Here is a 16,797-nt window from a genome sequence, read left to right as displayed (position 1 = left end):
GAGGAATGAATTCAGCTGAAACGAGTGAATCGAATGAATGAAGAAATCAAGCAGTCACTGAAGCTCTTTATTGTCCTGTCCAGAGCCCATAAGGCCATTACAGAGAAAACAAACCAATTCTTCCAGTCGAACGGGCTGAATCCGACCGAGTTCGCGGTTCTTGAACTGCTGTACCATAAAGGCAAACAGCCTCTTCAGAAAATCGGAGGGAAAATCCTGCTGGCAAGCGGTTCGATTACTTATGTCATCGATAAGCTTGAGAAACGGGGTTATTTGGAGCGGGTGAACTGTCCGACTGACCGCAGGGTCACTTATGCAGAAATCACTGAGGAAGGCAAGGCACTGATGGCGAGTCTTTTTCCGGAGCATGAACAGCATCTCCATGAACTGACGGATTCACTTTCCGCTGAGGAAAAGGATGAAGCGATCGAACTGCTGAAAAAACTCGGCTTGTCGATCAAAGACTTATCATATTAAAAAAAGGAGCCGCCGGGACATTCCCCGGCGGCTCCTTTTGTCTGCAGTTTATTCAGCAGGCTGGACTTGGATCGTTTCAGCCATGGATACGAATGCGTCAGTCGCGTTCGCTTCTGCCGTATCGTAGATGGTAAGGCGGACGATCGAATCCGCAGTCTCATAGACAGCGCCAGTGACCATGCCATTGTCGGTCGGCACTTCCAGCGCTTTCGCGTTGACGTATGCAGAAGGATCGATGGCGGCAGACTCAGTGATTTCACCTTCCGGATTCACCGCCTGCAGCGTTTGTTCCATGGCATCAGCAGCAAAAGCGAAATCGATTTCACCTGGAGCGAACGTTTCAATCCGCATGAAGACGGAATCGTTTTCAGTCCAATAGAGAACATCTTTATTCGGTTCTTCAGAAGTCAGTTCAAACTCCGGCAGCAGTGCGATTATGTAGGATTGCTCCGGGCTTTCCGTATAGACAGCTTCTGCTTCCTGAGCGCCGCTTCCCATTGTGAAGGCGAGAGCGGCAGTCTCTCCCGGCGCAGCTTGCGCAGGTTCTTCTGCAAGTTCTTCCGCAGGCTCTTCCTCAGGAGCCGGTTCCTCAGCCGAATCGGTTTCTTCAACAGCCGGTTCTTCTTCTGCCGCTTCCTCCGGTTCAGCGGCTTCTGTATCACTGGACACACTTTCTGTCTCTTCAGTGGTCTCTTCAGCGACATCCGCTTCCGCCGGCCCAGCTTCTTCCGTTCCGCAAGCAGCGAGTGCTCCCGCAGAAAGCAGGACAGCGGCGAATTTCAATTTAACATCCATTTGTAACCCTCCCTTTAAAACAGTTGACGCATGAACATTATGACAGGTTTCACTCCTCTCTGGCAGAGGGTGGGCGTAAAACAGTGAAATAGTCTTAATAAAAAAATCCCGGGTCTGAAAAACAGCTCCGCAGTCCCGCTATCTCGGAAGCAGCTGATTTCCGGCGGCGCTTGCTGTATAGTAGTCAGTAGCGCGTTTTAAAGAGTGGCCAGCGGGCAGCGCCTGCTGAAAAATGGTGCTGGAAAAACAGTGGTTAAGGGAATTGAGGAGGAGAGGAATGGAAGATATACAAGAAAAATTGGACAAGCTCGCTTCAGGCGAGTTGAAAAGCCTTGCAGTGGAAAAAGAAGAATTCATGGCGGTGCGCAATGAGCTGATCGGCCGGGAGGACTTCAAGCAGTTCCGGGGAGAAGCCGGACATAACGGTCGGGTTATCTATACATATCATAAAGTTCCAAGAAATTGAAAAAAGTACCAATCTTTAAGGTCTGCATGTATAATAGACAGAAATCCATGCACAGTTGGGAGTGCTCCATGTGAGACAGTCTGTATCTGTTATAGAACTGGAAGCGACGCGTAGAGCGATGATCGAATCCGCAGTCCGCCATGGAGTGGCAAGTCCTGAAGCCCTCCGGCTGAGCAGGAGGCTCGATGCGATGCTGAACATTTATGAAAAGAGCAGGAGCGGTCCGCTTTATGGAAAGAGCGGCATCAGAGAGACGGACCGCCCTGGATAATCGGAGGGAAATCGGTTGGAAATTAATGAGATGAAGTCAATGCTTAATGAACAAGTCGTCGGCAGGGAGAAAGAGCTTGATTTTATGCTGATCGCCCTGCTGCAGGGAGGCCATGTCCTGCTGGAAAGTGTTCCGGGGTCTGGGAAAACGTGGATGGCGAAAGCATTCGCGGCGGCGTTCGATGGCGCATTCCACCGGCTGCAGTTTACGCCGGATGTCCTCCCATCCGATGTGACGGGGATCCGTTTCTACAATCCAAAAGAACAGCGATTCGAACTCCGGCCGGGTCCTGTAATGGCCAACCTTCTCCTGGCGGATGAAATCAACCGGGCAACCCCCCGCACACAGTCCAGCCTTCTGGAAGCCATGGAAGAAAAACAGGCGACCATCGATGGTGAAACGGTCCGGCTGCCCGATCCGTTCATGGTGATCGCCACACAAAACCCTGTGGAATCACAGCAGGGGACATTTCCGCTCCCTGCCGCACAACTCGACCGGTTCCTGTTCCGGCTGGAAATCGGTTATCCTTCTGAAGCGGAAGAACTCCGGATCATCAGAGGATTCCGCGGCGGTCAAAGCCGCCGGCGCTTCAGCGGATTGACCGCCACACAGGAAGACGTCCGCCGTTGGATGGCCGCTGTCGGGGAAGTGCAAGTCCATGAAGACATCGAAAAATATATCGTCGCCCTTGTGCGGGCATCCCGTGAACATGAAGCCGTCGAACTCGGCCTAAGTTCAAGGGCAGGTCTGGCACTGGCGAATGCGGCACAGGGAAAAGCGTATCTGGATGGCAGAAGCTTTGTGACACCGGATGACGTCAAAGCCGTTTTTGAACCTGTCAGTCTCCACCGGATCCTGCTCACACCTGAAAGTTCACTCATCCATGAAGCGGCGACGATCATCAGGAACATACGGGACGGGGTTCCTGCACCGGTTGAGGTCATCTGATGGAGTGGGTAAGGGAAGCGGAAGAATCCTATGCGGAAAAATGGCTCCTTTCACTGCTGCTCGTCATGTTCTTCCTCGTTTCCGTTTTGAAGCTGTACTTGGCTGCGGCTATCCTTATGTTCGCCGGCATTCTGATCGGGATGCAGGCGGCTTATACGAACCGCGCCGGTTCCCGGCTCACACTGACTGACAGGCGTATCAGAAAACGCATGCTCCGGGGCGGTAAATCGGAATGGGAATTGGAATTCACCAATTCCGGGCTCCCGATATGGGGAGCCCGGCTGAAACTTTATTTTCCGGACATTGTGGAGCCCGGAGCGGGCGGACTCCGGCACTACGGTGACATCATTGAAGTGGCGATCCCCTTTACGGCGGGCTACCGGAAAAAAACAACGGTCAAAATCCCGGTGATGGGTAAGCGGCGGGGTGTTGCCAAAATTCAGGCGATGGAACTGCTGATCCCTCATCCGTTTGGGGATGGCCAAAGTCTGTTAAAGTACGGCAAACCGGTCAGGCAAGAACTGCTCGTCTACCCGACCATCTATCGCCTCCCGGCTGAACGGGCAGCTTCCAAGCTAAAACCGGGCATGATGGACGTGAAAGATTCGCTGTTCGACGATTTGTTCCAGCCAGTCGGCACCCGTGATTACACACCAGCCGACCAGTTCCACCACATCCACTGGAAAGCGAGCGCAAGACTGGATCGGCTTCAGACGAAAGTCTTTTCGAAAACGGCTGATGAGTCCGTTTTGTTTGTGGCGGATGTTGCTGCTAAATATTCGACCGTCGCGCATTTGGAGGAACGGATCGAAGAACTGGCATCCCTTATAGACCGCAGTGCTGCTGAAGGACTTGCTTTCTCTGTCGCTGTCAACGTGCGTTCTGCCGGGAAGACGCCTTATTTGTACTTGCCGGAAGGGTCCGGCCAGAAACAGCGACAGCGGGCTCTTGAACTTCTCGCGGTCGTTTCGAAAGACGATTCTGTCATTCCGCTCCGGTCAGTCCTGGCCCATCTCGATTTTCATGTTGAACTCCCCGTAACGACCGTCCTGCTGACGGATGATACCGAACAGGTCAGCCATTTCATCGCGAAATGGAGCCGACAGACGCACCTCCGGATCCGGACGGCTGACCGGGATCGGAGGCTGGTCCAGTGACAGGAAGGCTCTTATCTTTCAATTTATTCATGTTGGATATTTCACTGATCGCGCTGCCGGTTATGCTGATCAGTCTTCGCGAAGGACTTCCGGCAGGTGCACTGTTCCTTGCGCTGAGCGGAATATCAGGGCTGCTGTCGGCGCTTCTTGCGATCCGTTTTTCATACCACCCCATTACAGCAATGGTATCTTCTGCAGTTGTAATGATCCCCGTCCTTCTATTCGGCGGTTCGGTTTTTTTATATGTATTGTTCGCAATGCTGGTTTATTGGCGGCTGCATGCCAGATTTTCCGAATTGCAGGAGGAAACCGGAAACAATTACATGCTGCTGTTCATCCTGATTTTTCCGGTGAGTCTGGCGGCAGTGCTGGTTTGGGGGACGGATTTCCAGTCAGCGCTGCTCTACGCTGCCGCATTTTTCGCGCTGCTGTTTTTCCTGCTTAGCCGGCTCGTTTACCGGTATGCCGTGTCAGCAGATGTGCCGGCTTCCGATTTTTGGAAAGCTGCTTTTCTGCTGACAGCCGTTCCGGCTGCCGGCGCCGGATTATTCTTCGCCGTCGCCGACTGGGCTCGGGTTGCGATCGGTACGGTTCTCGGTTCCGTTCTGGCATTTGTCCTTCAGCCGTTCGACGGCGTATTCGAATTCATCATCCGTATCTTGGAAAAAATCCAGCTGGCTCCGAGTAATCAGGAAGCGACGGCCAATCCCGCCACCGAAGATTTACAGCCGGGTGACATGTCCTATGCCGCTCCTGAAATTCCGTGGGGTCTAATCGCTGTCGCAGTCATCATCATCCTGGCCGTGATCTTCTTATTCTGGCTCCGTAACTGGCGGGGCAGTGCATGGGAAGAAAAACCGGCACCAGAAGGCGCCGAAGTCCGGTTTGACCAAGTAATACCTGCGGATGAAAAGCCGTTGAAGAGGGTTTTGTACCGGAATGCAAACCTACCCTTCATCCGGGAGGCCTTCCGGAAATTCGAGAAGGCGGCAGCCGATCATAAAGCCGGGAGGGCTGAAGCCGAGACAGTCCGGGAGTGGTTCGGCCGGGAAGGCTGGCCGGCGGACGAGAAGTTCCATCGGATATACGACCGAGTCCGTTATGGCGATGAAACGATTTCAGACAAAGATAAAGAACGGTTTTTAAATGAACTCGAAAAACTCAAAAGTTTTTTTGAAAAATAGGTTTAGCGAACATGCACCCGGGGGATACTATTATTGAACACAGCAACATTCTCATTTCCCCCTTTTGTGGCTGGCCCAAGTGGCCGGCTCTTTTTTTTGCCTTCATGAAGCCCGGCAATCTGCTAAACTGTAGAAAAGCAGAAGGAGGCAACGGTAATGGCAATCGCATTTATCGGGACCGGTGTCATGGGGAAAAGCATGGTCCGTCACTTGCTGAAGGCGGGGAAGGAAGTCATCATTTATACGCGGACACGGGAAAAAGCGGAGGATTTGATCGGGGAGGGGGCAATGTGGGCAGAGTCGCCGGCGGCCGCGGCATCCGGGGCAGACAAGGTGCTGACGATGGTCGGTTATCCGGCGGACGTCGAAGAAGTCTACTTCGGTGAGAACGGGATCCTCGGCAGTGTCCGTAAAGGGACCATCCTGGTCGACTTGACCACTTCACAGCCTGCACTCGCAAAGCGGATAGCAGAAAAGGCGGAAGGGCTCGGCTGCCAGGCGCTTGACGCTCCTGTTTCCGGCGGAGACACCGGTGCGGCGAACGGCACGCTGTCCATCATGGTGGGCGGTGACCGCGAAGTTCTTGAACGGATACGCCCGCTTTTGTCGCTGTTCGGTACGAATATTGTGCATCAGGGACCCCCGGGGGCCGGCCAGCATACGAAAATGTGCAATCAGATCACGATCGCATCGACCATGACAGGGGTATGTGAATCACTCATCTACGCACGGAAAGCGGGGCTGGATCCGGAAACGGTCCTGCGTTCGATTTCGGCCGGCGCGGCAGGTTCCTGGTCCTTGTCGAATCTCGTCCCGCGGATGATCGAGGAAGATTTCCGGCCGGGCTTTTACATCAAGCATTTCATCAAAGACATGAAAATAGCGGCAGAGGAATCGGAAAAGATGGGGCTTGAGCTTCCCGCGCTGCGGCTGGCCCTTGAAATGTACGAAGAACTTGCTGAACAGGGATATGCTGAAGCTGGAACCCAGGCGCTGATCAAGCACTATACATAATCGGCCGTCCCGACAGATGAAAAAGAGAACCTAAAACGGCCCGGAACGCATCGTTTCCGGGCCGTTAATCGAAGTACGATTTTTTATTGGAATAAAACCGGTCTGACCGCTGGGGAGTGTAACCGGCAATTCGCTTTTGGGGAGGGGGATCCGCTTTTTTCGGCTCAAGGCCGGTATAATCGGCAAGGATGGTTTTCGCGCTCCGCAAATTCATCCGGCTGGACGGATTCCGGTATGTGCTGTCCAATTCACCGAGATGCTCGAGTTCCTTGAAATCCTCTTTCTTAGGTAATAAATGAAAATAATATTCGCCGCACTGCACGAGGACGGACGACTGCTGCTGACTTTTCCGGGGATTTTTGCTGAAGTGCAGGCCGATTTTCCGGGCCCGTTTCTGAAGGATCATTTTTTGGAGCGCTTCTTTTTTCAGTGCATACAAATAGTGATTGTCTGGCGCAGTTTTTGCATGGCGGTTCACGGTGAAAATCGCCTGGGCGATCTCCGAATCCGTCCTCTCAGCTGGCATGGAATCATTCCTTCCTGTCGGTAGTTTGGCTTCATCATATCAAAAAGCGGAACTGCTGTATACGGCAAAAGGGGAACAGCAGCCGAGCGGTAAGGAGGGAAAATCCGGATTTATCCATTCATGGGAAGGAGGGAAGGGCCTCCTTGTTGAAATAGAAAAAGAGGAAGAGCCGGACCATCCGATTCCTCCAAAAAATCGGGAGACGGCCCGGCTAAGGAACATCAACTGAAAACAGGGGGAATGGAAATGCTGAAAGATAAAACGGTCATTGTGACAGGCGGTTCAAGCGGAATGGGGTTTTACATGGCTGAAAAATTCCTGGAAGAAGGCGCGAATGTTGTCATAACCGGCAGGGATATGGAAAAACTCAACGCGGCACACCGGAAGCTTTCTGAAAATAGCGGGAAAGCCGAAATTTTTCAGATGGATGTCCGGGAACCGGATCATGCGAAAGCGATGGTGACCTTCACGCACGAAACTTTTGGCGGAATCGATGCCCTCGTCAATAACGCAGCCGGAAATTTCATCGCACATGCTGAAAAATTGTCTCCGAACGGCTGGCGGTCAGTGGTCGACATCGTCCTGAACGGCACGTTCTTCTGTTCCCATGCCGTCGGGAATTACTGGATAGAAAACGGCGTGAAAGGGAATATCCTCAACATGCTGGCTACGTATGCCTGGAATGCAGGAGCCGGCGTCGCCCACTCTGCTGCCGCTAAAGCAGGCGTCATGTCGCTCACCCGGACGCTTGCTGTCGAATGGGGGACACAGTACGGCATCCGGGTCAATGGCATCGCACCAGGGCCGATCGAACGGACAGGAGGGGCCGAGAAGCTTTGGGAATCGGAGGAAGCCGCTAAGCGGACACTTGAATCCGTCCCGCTCGGCCGTCTCGGAAAACCGGAAGAAATTGCGGAACTGGCCGCCTTTATACTATCGGATAAAGCCGCATACATGAACGGGGAAATTGTAACGCTCGATGGCGGGCAGTGGCTCAATAAATTTCCATTTTGAGCCAAAGTTCCGGATAACGTTCGTTATAGATAACCTTTTTATGGTATGATAATACAGAGGAAGATAGCTTATCCGTCATGGCATAAAGGAGATTTTGTAATGATATCATTACCGAACAGGGATTTTCTCGAAGCGCAGATTGAGGATTTTGTCATTTCATCTGAAAAAGTCGCGCATGTCCAAGTCGGCAACAGTGCGGAACACGCGTTGCTCGTACTGACGAAAACAGGCTATTCAGCCATCCCGGTGCTCGACATGAAATATCACTTTTGCGGGCTGATCAATGCCCAGCGCATCACGGACGCGATACTCGGCCTCGACCACATTGAGTACGAACGGCTGCCCGATCTCCGTGTAGAGGACATCATGGAAACGGATCTTCCGCTTTTGAAGCCTGACGACCGGTTCCAGAAAGCGCTGGATCTGCTGATCGACCAGAACTTCCTCTGTGTTGTAGACCACGAAGGCATGTTCACCGGGATCCTGACGAGACGCGTCATGCTGAAACAGCTTAAGAAACGAATATACCAGCTGAACGGATGAAAGGCTGGACGGCGAAAAAGGTCTCAGCGCGAGGCCTTTTTCTATTGCCGGCAGAACAGGAGGCGAACCAATGGCAGGCGAAGAGATGATACTGAAAGTGCTGGCGGAAGAACGGAACATGCGGAAGGCGGCAGAGCGGCTTTTCCTTTCGCAGCCGGCCCTTTCCCAGCGGCTGCAGAACATAGAGAAAGACTGGGGAGAACGATTGTTTGTCCGCTCGCAAAAAGGGCTGACACCGACTCCGGCCGGTGAGCATGTCATCCGCTATGCGGAAGAGACGATCCACCGGAGAGAGGAAGTCATCGAGACCTTGCAGATGCTGTCATCAAAGGTCCACGGCACTTTGCGGATCGCCTGCGCTTCCATCGTCGGACAGAACTGGCTCCCGAAAGTGCTGAAAGAATATGTTACGAAATACCCCGACGCTAAAATATCCTTAGTGACCGGATGGAGCTCCGAAATAGTAAGAGCCCTCTACGAAGGGGAAGCGCACATCGGAATCGTACGCGGCCACACCGACTGGAAAGGAACGAAGATCCATTTGTTCCAGGATCCGCTTTACCTCGTGGACAAGGAAATGCGGACCATGGAGGAAGTCCTCGAAACGGACCGGCCATTTATCCAGTTCAAAAGTGATTCGGATTATTACGAAGAAATCAGGCAATGGTGGCAGAAAAACTTCTCATCAAATCCTAAACGCCAAATTACAGTTGACCAGATTGAAACTTGCAGGCAAATGACGGCGAATGGGATCGGGTATGCCATTCTCCCGGCCATCACCCTTTCCGGTCTCGAGGATGTCTATACCATTCCTTTATCCGACAGCGGAGAAGAAACAGAACTGACGAGGGATACGTGGCTGATCGGCTACAGTAAAGCGTTCGAACTCCGCCAAGTGGCGGCGTTCACAGAAATCGTACAGGAACACGCGGCCCGGCTGGAAACTAAAAGGGCGTAGTATCGTCTAACTAAAGAGAAAAGCATACAGCGGAGAAGGACCGCTGCAGAAACTTTTTCAGCAATAACAAACAGAGACAGAACCGGAGGGGGCTATGGAATGGGGAAGAAATTGCGGGCTCTGCAAGTACTGGCCGTGCTGGCGGCCGTGTTCGCAGCGCCGATTGCCACCGCGGCGGAACCGGAGATTTCGCTGCAGGCGGAAACCGGTTTTGGCAATAAAGTAAAATACGGGACAGGAGCACCGCTGGAATTCACGCTGACGAATACCGGAAGCGCCTTCATGGGCGATTTGGTGGTTGAATTTTCAGATAACCATAACTTAGGGGGTGGCCGGGCGGTGCCGGTTTCATTGGATGCAGGTGAAATGGAGACAATCCGTTTTTCCGTTCCGGGACTGAGCGAGAATTATTCAGGCATCGCACAGGCGCAATCCATCTTTCTGTATGAAGGAGGCTGGGAGGAAGGGGAAATTCAGCCGTTTTCCGGACCGGATACGCTGACGCCTATGTTCTTCGATCCGGCCGCCATGTTTATCGGCACACTCACGTCAAACCCTGACAGGCTGCTGGAACTGAAAGATGCAGCGGCTTCGGCCGCCGGTGAGGTGCAGGTGTTCCATTTCGGGCAGGAAGGCGGACCGCTGCTCCCGGCCGACGTCACCGGCCTCGAATCGCTCGATTTTTTAGTGATCGATGAATTTGCTCTGACGGGACTCGGAGAAGACGTCCAGCAGGCCGTCTTCCAATGGGTGACGGAAGGCGGCACTCTCGTGACCGGAACCGGGCCGGATACGGCACGTGAGCTGGGGATGCTGGGCGGGTACTTGCCGCTGCTGCCAGCCGGACCGGCAACCCTGAAAGGCGGAGGGTTCGAAGGGGAAGTGCCCGGTTACAGTTCAGCGCTGCAGGAGGATGCTGCGGTCATTGCAGGAACGCCGGAACAGCCGCTTGCTGCGAAAAGGCAGCTTGGGGCAGGTGAAGTCGTCCAGGCCGCGTTTTCTCTGGGAGATGGGACGGTGACCGGCAATGCGGGCTATAGCGAATTCATTCGGAATATCCTGGTATCCTCAAGTCCCGCTTATGCAGGGCCAGGCATGTACGATATGCAGAATGCGCTTGTCTATGAAGTCGCATCTGTAAATGAACTGTTCGGGAATTTCGCCGTTTCTTTGCCGCTTTCTGCCGGCGCCATTTTCCTGTATATTCTCTTGACTGTGCCCGTCCTTTATTTCCTGCTCAAGCGCAGGGACCGACGGGAGTATGCATGGATCGCCATACCGGTGATGGCAGTGGCGGCGTCCATTCTGTTGTTCGCTGCCGGCGCAAAGGACCGGATCGGCGAGCCGCAGATCCAGCAGACCGGATTTTTTGAAGCGGATGCCGACGGCGGGCTCGATGGTCACTTCGTCAATTCGCTCCTGTCTTCGGCTGGCGGAAATTACCGGTTCGAGGCGCCTCCAGGCACTGAATTGGCGAATTACCTGAGCGGACCGTTCATGGAGTCCTCGCTTCACGAAGCGGCGATCCTGGAACAGGGGCCGGGCGGGACGGCGCTCACTGTAAGGGATATGCGTTACTGGTCCGTCGCTTCGGTTATCGGCCATACGTATATCGAAGAAGCCGGAACGTTCAAGACCGATCTTCTGGTCGCGGACGGGAGGCTGACCGGAACCATCCGCAACGAATATCCCTTCGCTGTCGAAGGGGCCGCGGTATGGACGGGTACCCGGTTCATCGAAATCGGCTCCCTCGATCCCGGTGAAGAGATCGATGTGGATACCGCCGTCCCATCTTCAGTACTCGCTCCCGCGGCACTGGTGAACCAATATGGCGGTCATCAGCCGGTCATGAGTGAAGCGGATCTCATCCCGGCCAGGAAACAAAGTGTCTTGTCGTCTGTGTATAATCAGCTGGCTGCGGATGGCGAGACATCAGTATACCTGATCGCCTATGCGCGGGATGCGATCGCGCCGGCGGAACTTGCCGGACAGCAGGCGGATATTTCAGCCGTGAACTTGCTTGTCCAGCCCATCTCACCCGAAGTCTCCCTTGAAGGGGAGATTACGCTGGAACCGTCCTATTTCAACCTGACTGTGACAGCAGGAGACTCCACCGGGTTCTTTGATAAAATTTCAGAAACTCCTCCTGTTTATTACATGGAAGACGGGACTTACTTCGTCGAATATTCGCTGGCGGATCCGGAACTGGTTTCAGGAATCGACTGGACCGGTCTGACGCTGGGTAATGCAGGCCGAAGTCTGGATGCGGGCATTCTGAATCAGGAGACCGGGGATTATGATACGGCGGATCCGGAAACTGTTGGCGAAAACATCGACGCGTACGTTTCTCCCGAAGGGAAAGTGCGCTTGCAATTGGAAATCAGGACTTCCGGGATGAATCCGGAAATCACACTCCCCGGTCTTACATTGAAAGGAGTTGCCCGCGAATGATCGAAGTCGATGGATTGACGAAAAAATTCGGTTCTTTCTATGCTTTGAGGGATTTGACGATGACGATCGATGGAGGGACCGTGTTCGGATACGTCGGCGCAAATGGTGCCGGAAAATCCACCACCTTCTCCATCATCGCCACACTCCTTCAGCCGACGGCCGGGGAAGTGAAAGTGGATGGAATCAGTGTCACTGAAAAACCGCATGAAGTCCGCCGCCGTATCGGCTATATGCCCGATTTTTTCGGTGTCTATGATCAGCTTAAGGCAGACGAGTATCTTGACTTCTACGGGGCGAGTTATGGACTGGATCGGATCGAGCGGCGTGCCGCCATCCCGAAACTGCTGGAACTGGTGAACCTGGAACAAAAGCGGTATGAATATGTCGATGACTTGTCACGCGGAATGAAACAGCGGCTCTGCCTGGCACGGGCACTCATCCATGATCCGGATATCCTTATTCTCGACGAGCCGGCTTCCGGTCTTGATCCGCGGGCGCGTGTTGAAATGCGGGAGATTCTCGGACACCTGCGGACGATGGGAAAAACCATTTTGATTTCTTCGCATATCCTGCCCGAACTTGCGGAGCTTTGCGATACGATCGGTGTCATCGATTCCGGGGAACTGAAGGCTTTCGGTTCTGTCCGGGCTATCCAGGAAAAGCTGCAGAGCGAGAAGCTGATCACTGTCCGGGTAAAAGGCGATATCCGGCAGGCGATCACGTTTTTTGAACAAGATCCATCCATCAGCCGGATGGACGCCGACAGCGGGAAGGGGACCGTCACCTTCCTTTACAGGGGGGCGGAGGAAGAGCAGATCGCCCTCCTGAAAAAGGCGCTGACAGCCGGTCTGCCTGTCCTTTCGTTTGCAGAAGAAGAGACGGACCTCGAAGATGTCTACATGGCCATCACGGAAAGGAGTGATTCCGCATGAAAGAGATGCTCGCAAATCCGGTGCTGGTCAAAGAAATCAAGCTCCGTTTCCGCAACGCGAAAAGCTTCGTCGGCATCCTGTTTTATTTGCTGGCGATGGGCATTTTCGTCCTGGGTTTCATCTATCTGGAAACTTCCCTCGGCGGAAACGGTTTCTTCCGGCCGGATGACAGTCTTCTGCTTTTCATGATGATCTCATTCATCCAGCTCGGGTTCATCCTGTTTATTACACCCGGGCTGACGGCCGGAGCCATCAGTACGGAACGGGAAAAGCAGACACTGAATATGCTGCTGACGACCTCGCAGACTTCCTTCCAAATCATATTCGGGAAGCTGACGGCATCCGTCGTGTTCCTGCTGCTGCTGATCGTAGCGGGCCTTCCGATTTACAGTCTCGTTTTTCTGTACGGCGGCGTTTCGCCCGGGCAGGTATTGGGGATCATGCTGTTCAATTTCCTGACACTGTTCGCGTTCGGTTCAATTGGTGTCATGTATTCCGTCCTTACCCGAAAAACAATCGTTTCGATGATCTCAACATACGGCACGATGTTCTTTTTTGCCGGGGTCACTGCATTTTTCCTGCTTCTTTCAGTCCAGTTCAACACCCTTTCCGCACAGGGGACCGGGCCTCTTTCGCCGATCAGCTACTTTTGGGGAAGCATTAATCCGGTCATCGTGCTGACATCTTTGCTTGAACCGCGGATGGGACAGGATTTCTATGAAATGACAGGGATCGATTTCCCTCTCTGGATTTCCTACACCGTATTTTACCTTCTGCTTTCCGCGGCTTCCGTCAGCCTTGCTGTGCGAAGGCTCCGGGTGAACATGCACAAATACAAGTAAGAGGAGGGGTTGTATGAACAGCAGGACGCTTGTAAAGTACGTCAAAAAAGCCCATCGCCGACTTTCGGGCGCGTACGCTGTCAGGATTACTCAGCCGGCGCTGTTCGGCGGAGCTGCCGTCGCCCTCCTGATTTTCCTGATTTCTCGGCTGTTCATCTTCCCATACTTCGAAACCGCGGCGCTTGTCAGCGGAACCGCTGTATTTCTCGGCGTCTTCGCATACAGCTGGGCAAGAAGACCGGGAGTGAAGGAAGCGGTTGCAGCACTTGACGGGGAACTGCCCCACAACCTGCTCATCACGGTCTGGAACCTGCCGAATAAAAACGGGCTCACAGAAGCGCTTGAACGGCAGACTGAGAAATTGATCGATCCCGCCTTTCTCCTGTTCCGGCGGAAACCGAGGCAGTGGATCGAAAAGAGATGGCTGTCGGGAACATCGGCACTGCTGCTTCTGCTGCTTCTTTTGGCTTTATTCCCAAGTTCCCTCCAGCAGGAAGCGAATGCTGTCGAACAGGAACGGGAACTGGTCCAGGAATTGCAGGAAGATGTCCGACAGCTGAAGCAGCGTGCTGAATCTCCGCCGGTGAAAGAAGCGCTTAAAGAACTGGAAGCCAAGCTCAACGACACTGCAGCGGCTGGAAAAGCGCTGAAGGAAATTATTGGAGCTAAAAAAGAACTGGAGCTGAAAAAGGCGCGTCTTCCGGAAGACGCAGAAGCCGATACTGTGTCGGAGCTTGAATCTGCTGCGGCGGCGCTGGCGGAAGCTGCAGGAAAGACACAGACAGCATTGAGCGGTATGGGGAAACCAGTGCCGATCGGACTCCAGGATGCCATAGCCTCAGGTAACCTGGACGTTGCTGCAGATTCAGGAGATTTGCCCGAAACCAGCGCGGATAGTCAGGGGGAAGGCGGCGCTCCGCAGCCTAGCCAAGGACAAAGTCCAAGTCAAGGACAAGGTCAAGGTCAGGGTCAAGGCCAAGGACAAGGGCAGGGACAAGGTCAAGGTCAGGGACAAGGACAAGGACAAGGGCAGGGCCAAGGCCAGGGTCAAGGTCAAGGCCAGGGTCAAGGCCAAGGACAAGGTCAAGGGAACCGTCAATTGACGACGCCATCCCGTATCGGCGGCACCGGTGCAATTGAGGCCGATCCAGGCAAAATTGGAAAAGGGTCTGCAGCCGGCCAGCAGAAAGGTCCGGTCGCTGCGGAGAGAGGGATTGTCCGGCCGTACAGTCAAGCGGCAAGCGATTATCGGGACAGCTACTTCCAAAGTGCCGAGCGGCTGGAACTTCCGCCTTCCCTCCGGAATACAGTCGAATCTTATTTTTCATCACTCCAAGCGGATTAGCGGAAAAGAGGAGGATAATGAAAAGCGTGAACTACACACCGGAACATTTCATGCAAGTCAGCAGGAAACTGCAGGAATCAAGAGCGGAAATCGCCAAATTCATCGTCGGCCAGAAGGAAGCGGTGGATTTTCTGCTTTATGGCGTCCTGGCAGACGGCCACGTCCTCTTGGAAGGACTTCCGGGACTCGGGAAAACGATGCTGGTCCGGACGTTAGCGGAAGTGCTCGATCTGTCGTTCGCCCGGATCCAATTCACTCCCGACCTGATGCCGGCGGACATCACGGGGACGACAATGATTGAGCGGGATGAAAATGGCGGCCAGCGTTTCATATTCCGAAAGGGGCCGATCTTCCATCAGATGGTGCTGGCAGATGAAATCAACCGGGCGACCCCTAAGACCCAAAGTGCTCTACTGGAGGCAATGGGGGAGAAGACAGTGACGGTGCTCGGGGAAACAAAACAGGTGAGTGAGCCGTTTTTCGTTCTCGCCACCCAGAATCCGATCGAGATGGAAGGGACGTATCCTCTTCCGGAAGCCCAAGTCGACCGCTTTCTCTGTAAAGTAGTCATGGAATATCCGAGCCGGGAAGAACTCGCGGAAATCAGCAGGCGGACGACCGGTTCCGGAAGTCAGCCCCTCACTAAAATCATGACAGCAGCCGAAGTGACGGAGGCGCAGCAGATGCTGAAACAAGTGCTGATAGCGGACGATCTCCTGCTTCTCGCTGTCGATATGGTCAGGTCCACTTCCCCGGATTCGTCACCGGATGAAACCATCCGTAAATTCGTCGCCTACGGAAGCGGACCGAGGGGACTCCAGAGTCTGATCCGGCTGGCAAAAGCGAGAGCGATGACGGAAGGCAGGTTCCACGTGTCGATCGCCGACTTGAAATACGCAGTCCTCCCGGCGCTGCGTCACCGGCTCATTCTGAATTACGAAGGTTCTGCAGAAGGTGTCGAGGTGGACGAACTGATCGCCCGGGCCGTGCGGGTCGCGGAAAAGAGTCCGGTATGACGGGCAATCTTCTGATGCCGGCGGGTTGGGAAGGTGCGATCAGGCGATACCGGATCGTGACAGGTTCCAAAGTGGGCGGGAGGCACAAAGGGACGCGGATTTCGAGGCAGCCGGGCGTCTCTCAGGATTTTTCGGATTTTCGGGAATATTACCCGGGCGATGATGTCCGGCTGATCGATTGGAATCTGTATGGACGAACAGAAAAGTATTATATAAAACGTTTCATGGACGAACAGGAAATGCGGATCGGCATCATCCTCGACTGTTCGAAGTCCATGGCGGATAAATGGCTGTTCGCGCGGCAGCTCGTCTGCATGCTCGGGCTGATTGCGCTTCAGCATGAAGATACCTTGTCGGTGACTGTCGCTTCAGAGAGCGGAGCATCTTTCCGAGGAAAGGGCCGCTCCGGAAAGGTGCAGTTGGAGCGGCTGCTTACCGACCTCCCGGAACCTGAAGAAAACACCTTCTGCCGGCTGGCGGACCGAAAACAGTCACAGCGTCAGTCGGTCTTGTTTATCATCACAGATGGGTTGGAGACAGCGGAGAACTGGAATGCCCTCCTGAGGAAACTGGTGAAAAAGAGCAGTGATATCCGCCTGATTCTTGTCAGCACAGAAGAAGAACGGAATCCGAGAGAGGCGGGCGATCTTCTTTTGACGGACAGTGAAACCGAGGAGCGGATTAAAGTGACAGCCGGCGCAGCTGCATTCGAAACTTACCGGAAGAAACGGCTCGCCCATCTGGCGGAGCTGGATGCGCTGACCCGGAATTGCGGAGCTCATTTCCTGGAAGTGCCCGCCGAGGATGGAATCCGCAATGCGGCCAGACTATTTGCAGATAAATATTGGATACAGTGAG

Annotated in this window: 18 protein-coding genes; 16 read left to right on the top strand and 2 right to left on the bottom strand. The window is 53.9% G+C overall.

The genetic code is table 11. The features are described 5' to 3' along the window. The first annotated feature begins 33 nt into the window (after positions 1 to 33). Positions 34 to 477, top strand: coding sequence for a MarR family winged helix-turn-helix transcriptional regulator (locus CCE92_RS02010; protein WP_088005851.1), 444 nt, complete (start codon positions 34 to 36; stop codon positions 475 to 477). A 48-nt stretch (positions 478 to 525) separates the two neighbouring features. Here the strand turns inward: CCE92_RS02010 and CCE92_RS02005 are convergent, their stop codons facing one another. Then, the gene (locus CCE92_RS02005) at positions 526 to 1,272 is read right to left on the bottom strand and encodes a hypothetical protein (RefSeq protein WP_088005850.1); all 747 of its coding nucleotides are present in this window, start codon (positions 1,270 to 1,272) and stop codon (positions 526 to 528) included. A 277-nt stretch (positions 1,273 to 1,549) separates the two neighbouring features. On the opposite strand from CCE92_RS02005, the gene ykzS reads away from it, so the two are divergent. The 6 genes from ykzS to CCE92_RS01975 all read left to right on the top strand — a co-directional run bounded on the left by ykzS (position 1,550) and on the right by CCE92_RS01975 (position 6,312). After that, entirely contained in the window at positions 1,550 to 1,738 is a 189-nt protein-coding gene (ykzS, locus tag CCE92_RS02000; RefSeq protein ID WP_088005849.1) for a protein YkzS, read from the top strand. A gap of 70 nt (positions 1,739 to 1,808) precedes the next feature. Beyond that, the gene (locus CCE92_RS01995) at positions 1,809 to 2,009 is read left to right on the top strand and encodes an aspartyl-phosphate phosphatase Spo0E family protein (protein WP_144390964.1); all 201 of its coding nucleotides are present in this window, start codon (positions 1,809 to 1,811) and stop codon (positions 2,007 to 2,009) included. A 30-nt stretch (positions 2,010 to 2,039) separates the two neighbouring features. Continuing rightward, entirely contained in the window at positions 2,040 to 2,957 is a 918-nt protein-coding gene (locus CCE92_RS01990; protein WP_088005865.1) for an AAA family ATPase, read from the top strand. Then, entirely contained in the window at positions 2,957 to 4,114 is a 1,158-nt protein-coding gene (locus tag CCE92_RS01985; RefSeq protein ID WP_088005847.1) for a DUF58 domain-containing protein, read from the top strand. Before CCE92_RS01990 ends, CCE92_RS01985 begins: the two co-directional genes overlap by 1 nt. Beyond that, the gene (locus CCE92_RS01980; protein ID WP_088005846.1) at positions 4,111 to 5,298 is read left to right on the top strand and encodes a DUF4129 domain-containing protein; all 1,188 of its coding nucleotides are present in this window, start codon (positions 4,111 to 4,113) and stop codon (positions 5,296 to 5,298) included. The genes CCE92_RS01985 and CCE92_RS01980 overlap by 4 nt, the downstream gene beginning before the upstream one ends. Before the next feature lie 156 nt (positions 5,299 to 5,454). Then, a complete protein-coding gene (locus CCE92_RS01975; protein ID WP_088005845.1) occupies positions 5,455 to 6,312 on the top strand; it encodes an NAD(P)-dependent oxidoreductase in 858 nt (285 codons plus the stop codon). A gap of 64 nt (positions 6,313 to 6,376) precedes the next feature. On the opposite strand, the gene CCE92_RS01970 is transcribed toward CCE92_RS01975, so the two are convergent. Continuing rightward, complete coding sequence (locus tag CCE92_RS01970; RefSeq protein ID WP_088005844.1) at positions 6,377 to 6,838, bottom strand: YkyB family protein; 462 nt, start codon at positions 6,836 to 6,838, stop codon at positions 6,377 to 6,379. Positions 6,839 to 7,084: 246 nt separating this feature from the next. On the opposite strand from CCE92_RS01970, the gene fadH reads away from it, so the two are divergent. The 9 genes from fadH (at position 7,085) to CCE92_RS01920 (ending at position 16,796) form a co-directional block, all read left to right on the top strand. Continuing rightward, the gene (gene fadH, locus CCE92_RS01960; RefSeq protein WP_088005842.1) at positions 7,085 to 7,852 is read left to right on the top strand and encodes a 2,4-dienoyl-CoA reductase; all 768 of its coding nucleotides are present in this window, start codon (positions 7,085 to 7,087) and stop codon (positions 7,850 to 7,852) included. A 99-nt stretch (positions 7,853 to 7,951) separates the two neighbouring features. After that, positions 7,952 to 8,395, top strand: coding sequence for a cyclic-di-AMP-binding protein CbpB (gene cbpB / locus CCE92_RS01955; protein WP_088005841.1), 444 nt, complete (start codon positions 7,952 to 7,954; stop codon positions 8,393 to 8,395). A gap of 70 nt (positions 8,396 to 8,465) precedes the next feature. Then, positions 8,466 to 9,353, top strand: a complete 888-nt coding sequence (ccpC, locus tag CCE92_RS01950) for a transcriptional regulator CcpC (protein ID WP_088005840.1) — start codon at positions 8,466 to 8,468, stop codon at positions 9,351 to 9,353. A 99-nt stretch (positions 9,354 to 9,452) separates the two neighbouring features. Then, positions 9,453 to 11,804 (top strand): DUF8725 domain-containing protein, encoded by a 2,352-nt coding sequence (locus CCE92_RS01945; protein WP_088005839.1) that lies wholly within the window; start codon positions 9,453 to 9,455, stop codon positions 11,802 to 11,804. Continuing rightward, positions 11,801 to 12,736 carry an ABC transporter ATP-binding protein gene (locus CCE92_RS01940; RefSeq protein WP_088005838.1) on the top strand — a complete coding sequence of 312 codons (936 nt, stop codon included), beginning with the start codon at positions 11,801 to 11,803 and terminating at the stop codon, positions 12,734 to 12,736. The genes CCE92_RS01945 and CCE92_RS01940 overlap by 4 nt, the downstream gene beginning before the upstream one ends. After that, positions 12,733 to 13,578 carry an ABC transporter permease gene (locus tag CCE92_RS01935; protein ID WP_088005837.1) on the top strand — a complete coding sequence of 282 codons (846 nt, stop codon included), beginning with the start codon at positions 12,733 to 12,735 and terminating at the stop codon, positions 13,576 to 13,578. The genes CCE92_RS01940 and CCE92_RS01935 overlap by 4 nt, the downstream gene beginning before the upstream one ends. A gap of 13 nt (positions 13,579 to 13,591) precedes the next feature. Beyond that, on the top strand, positions 13,592 to 14,923 hold the full coding sequence (locus CCE92_RS01930; RefSeq protein ID WP_088005836.1) for a DUF8809 domain-containing protein: 1,332 nt from the start codon (positions 13,592 to 13,594) through the stop codon (positions 14,921 to 14,923). A 26-nt stretch (positions 14,924 to 14,949) separates the two neighbouring features. Then, on the top strand, positions 14,950 to 15,939 hold the full coding sequence (locus CCE92_RS01925) for an AAA family ATPase (protein ID WP_175578059.1): 990 nt from the start codon (positions 14,950 to 14,952) through the stop codon (positions 15,937 to 15,939). After that, the gene (locus tag CCE92_RS01920; RefSeq protein WP_088005834.1) at positions 15,936 to 16,796 is read left to right on the top strand and encodes a DUF58 domain-containing protein; all 861 of its coding nucleotides are present in this window, start codon (positions 15,936 to 15,938) and stop codon (positions 16,794 to 16,796) included. The genes CCE92_RS01925 and CCE92_RS01920 overlap by 4 nt, the downstream gene beginning before the upstream one ends. The last annotated feature ends 1 nt before the right edge of the window (position 16,797 follow it).

It is taken from the genome of Indiicoccus explosivorum (genome assembly GCF_002167005.1).
Classification (GTDB): Bacteria; Bacillota; Bacilli; order Bacillales_A; family Planococcaceae; genus Indiicoccus; species Indiicoccus explosivorum.
Note: the sequence above shows the minus strand (reverse complement) of the source record. Positions and strands in the feature narration are given on the sequence as shown.

What these genes read in the sequence shown, in the direction of transcription:
- CCE92_RS02010 (WP_088005851.1), top strand. Translation starts at nt 34, where the DNA reads ATGAATGAAGAAATCAAGCAGTCACTGAAGCTCTTTATTGTCCTGTCC.
- CCE92_RS02005 (WP_088005850.1), bottom strand. Translation starts at nt 1,272, where the DNA reads ATGGATGTTAAATTGAAATTCGCCGCTGTCCTGCTTTCTGCGGGAGCA.
- ykzS (WP_088005849.1), top strand. Translation starts at nt 1,550, where the DNA reads ATGGAAGATATACAAGAAAAATTGGACAAGCTCGCTTCAGGCGAGTTG.
- CCE92_RS01990 (WP_088005865.1), top strand. Translation starts at nt 2,040, where the DNA reads ATGAAGTCAATGCTTAATGAACAAGTCGTCGGCAGGGAGAAAGAGCTT.
- CCE92_RS01985 (WP_088005847.1), top strand. Translation starts at nt 2,957, where the DNA reads ATGGAGTGGGTAAGGGAAGCGGAAGAATCCTATGCGGAAAAATGGCTC.
- CCE92_RS01975 (WP_088005845.1), top strand. Translation starts at nt 5,455, where the DNA reads ATGGCAATCGCATTTATCGGGACCGGTGTCATGGGGAAAAGCATGGTC.
- CCE92_RS01970 (WP_088005844.1), bottom strand. Translation starts at nt 6,838, where the DNA reads ATGCCAGCTGAGAGGACGGATTCGGAGATCGCCCAGGCGATTTTCACC.
- fadH (WP_088005842.1), top strand. Translation starts at nt 7,085, where the DNA reads ATGCTGAAAGATAAAACGGTCATTGTGACAGGCGGTTCAAGCGGAATG.
- cbpB (WP_088005841.1), top strand. Translation starts at nt 7,952, where the DNA reads ATGATATCATTACCGAACAGGGATTTTCTCGAAGCGCAGATTGAGGAT.
- ccpC (WP_088005840.1), top strand. Translation starts at nt 8,466, where the DNA reads ATGGCAGGCGAAGAGATGATACTGAAAGTGCTGGCGGAAGAACGGAAC.
- CCE92_RS01945 (WP_088005839.1), top strand. Translation starts at nt 9,453, where the DNA reads ATGGGGAAGAAATTGCGGGCTCTGCAAGTACTGGCCGTGCTGGCGGCC.
- CCE92_RS01940 (WP_088005838.1), top strand. Translation starts at nt 11,801, where the DNA reads ATGATCGAAGTCGATGGATTGACGAAAAAATTCGGTTCTTTCTATGCT.
- CCE92_RS01935 (WP_088005837.1), top strand. Translation starts at nt 12,733, where the DNA reads ATGAAAGAGATGCTCGCAAATCCGGTGCTGGTCAAAGAAATCAAGCTC.
- CCE92_RS01930 (WP_088005836.1), top strand. Translation starts at nt 13,592, where the DNA reads ATGAACAGCAGGACGCTTGTAAAGTACGTCAAAAAAGCCCATCGCCGA.
- CCE92_RS01920 (WP_088005834.1), top strand. Translation starts at nt 15,936, where the DNA reads ATGACGGGCAATCTTCTGATGCCGGCGGGTTGGGAAGGTGCGATCAGG.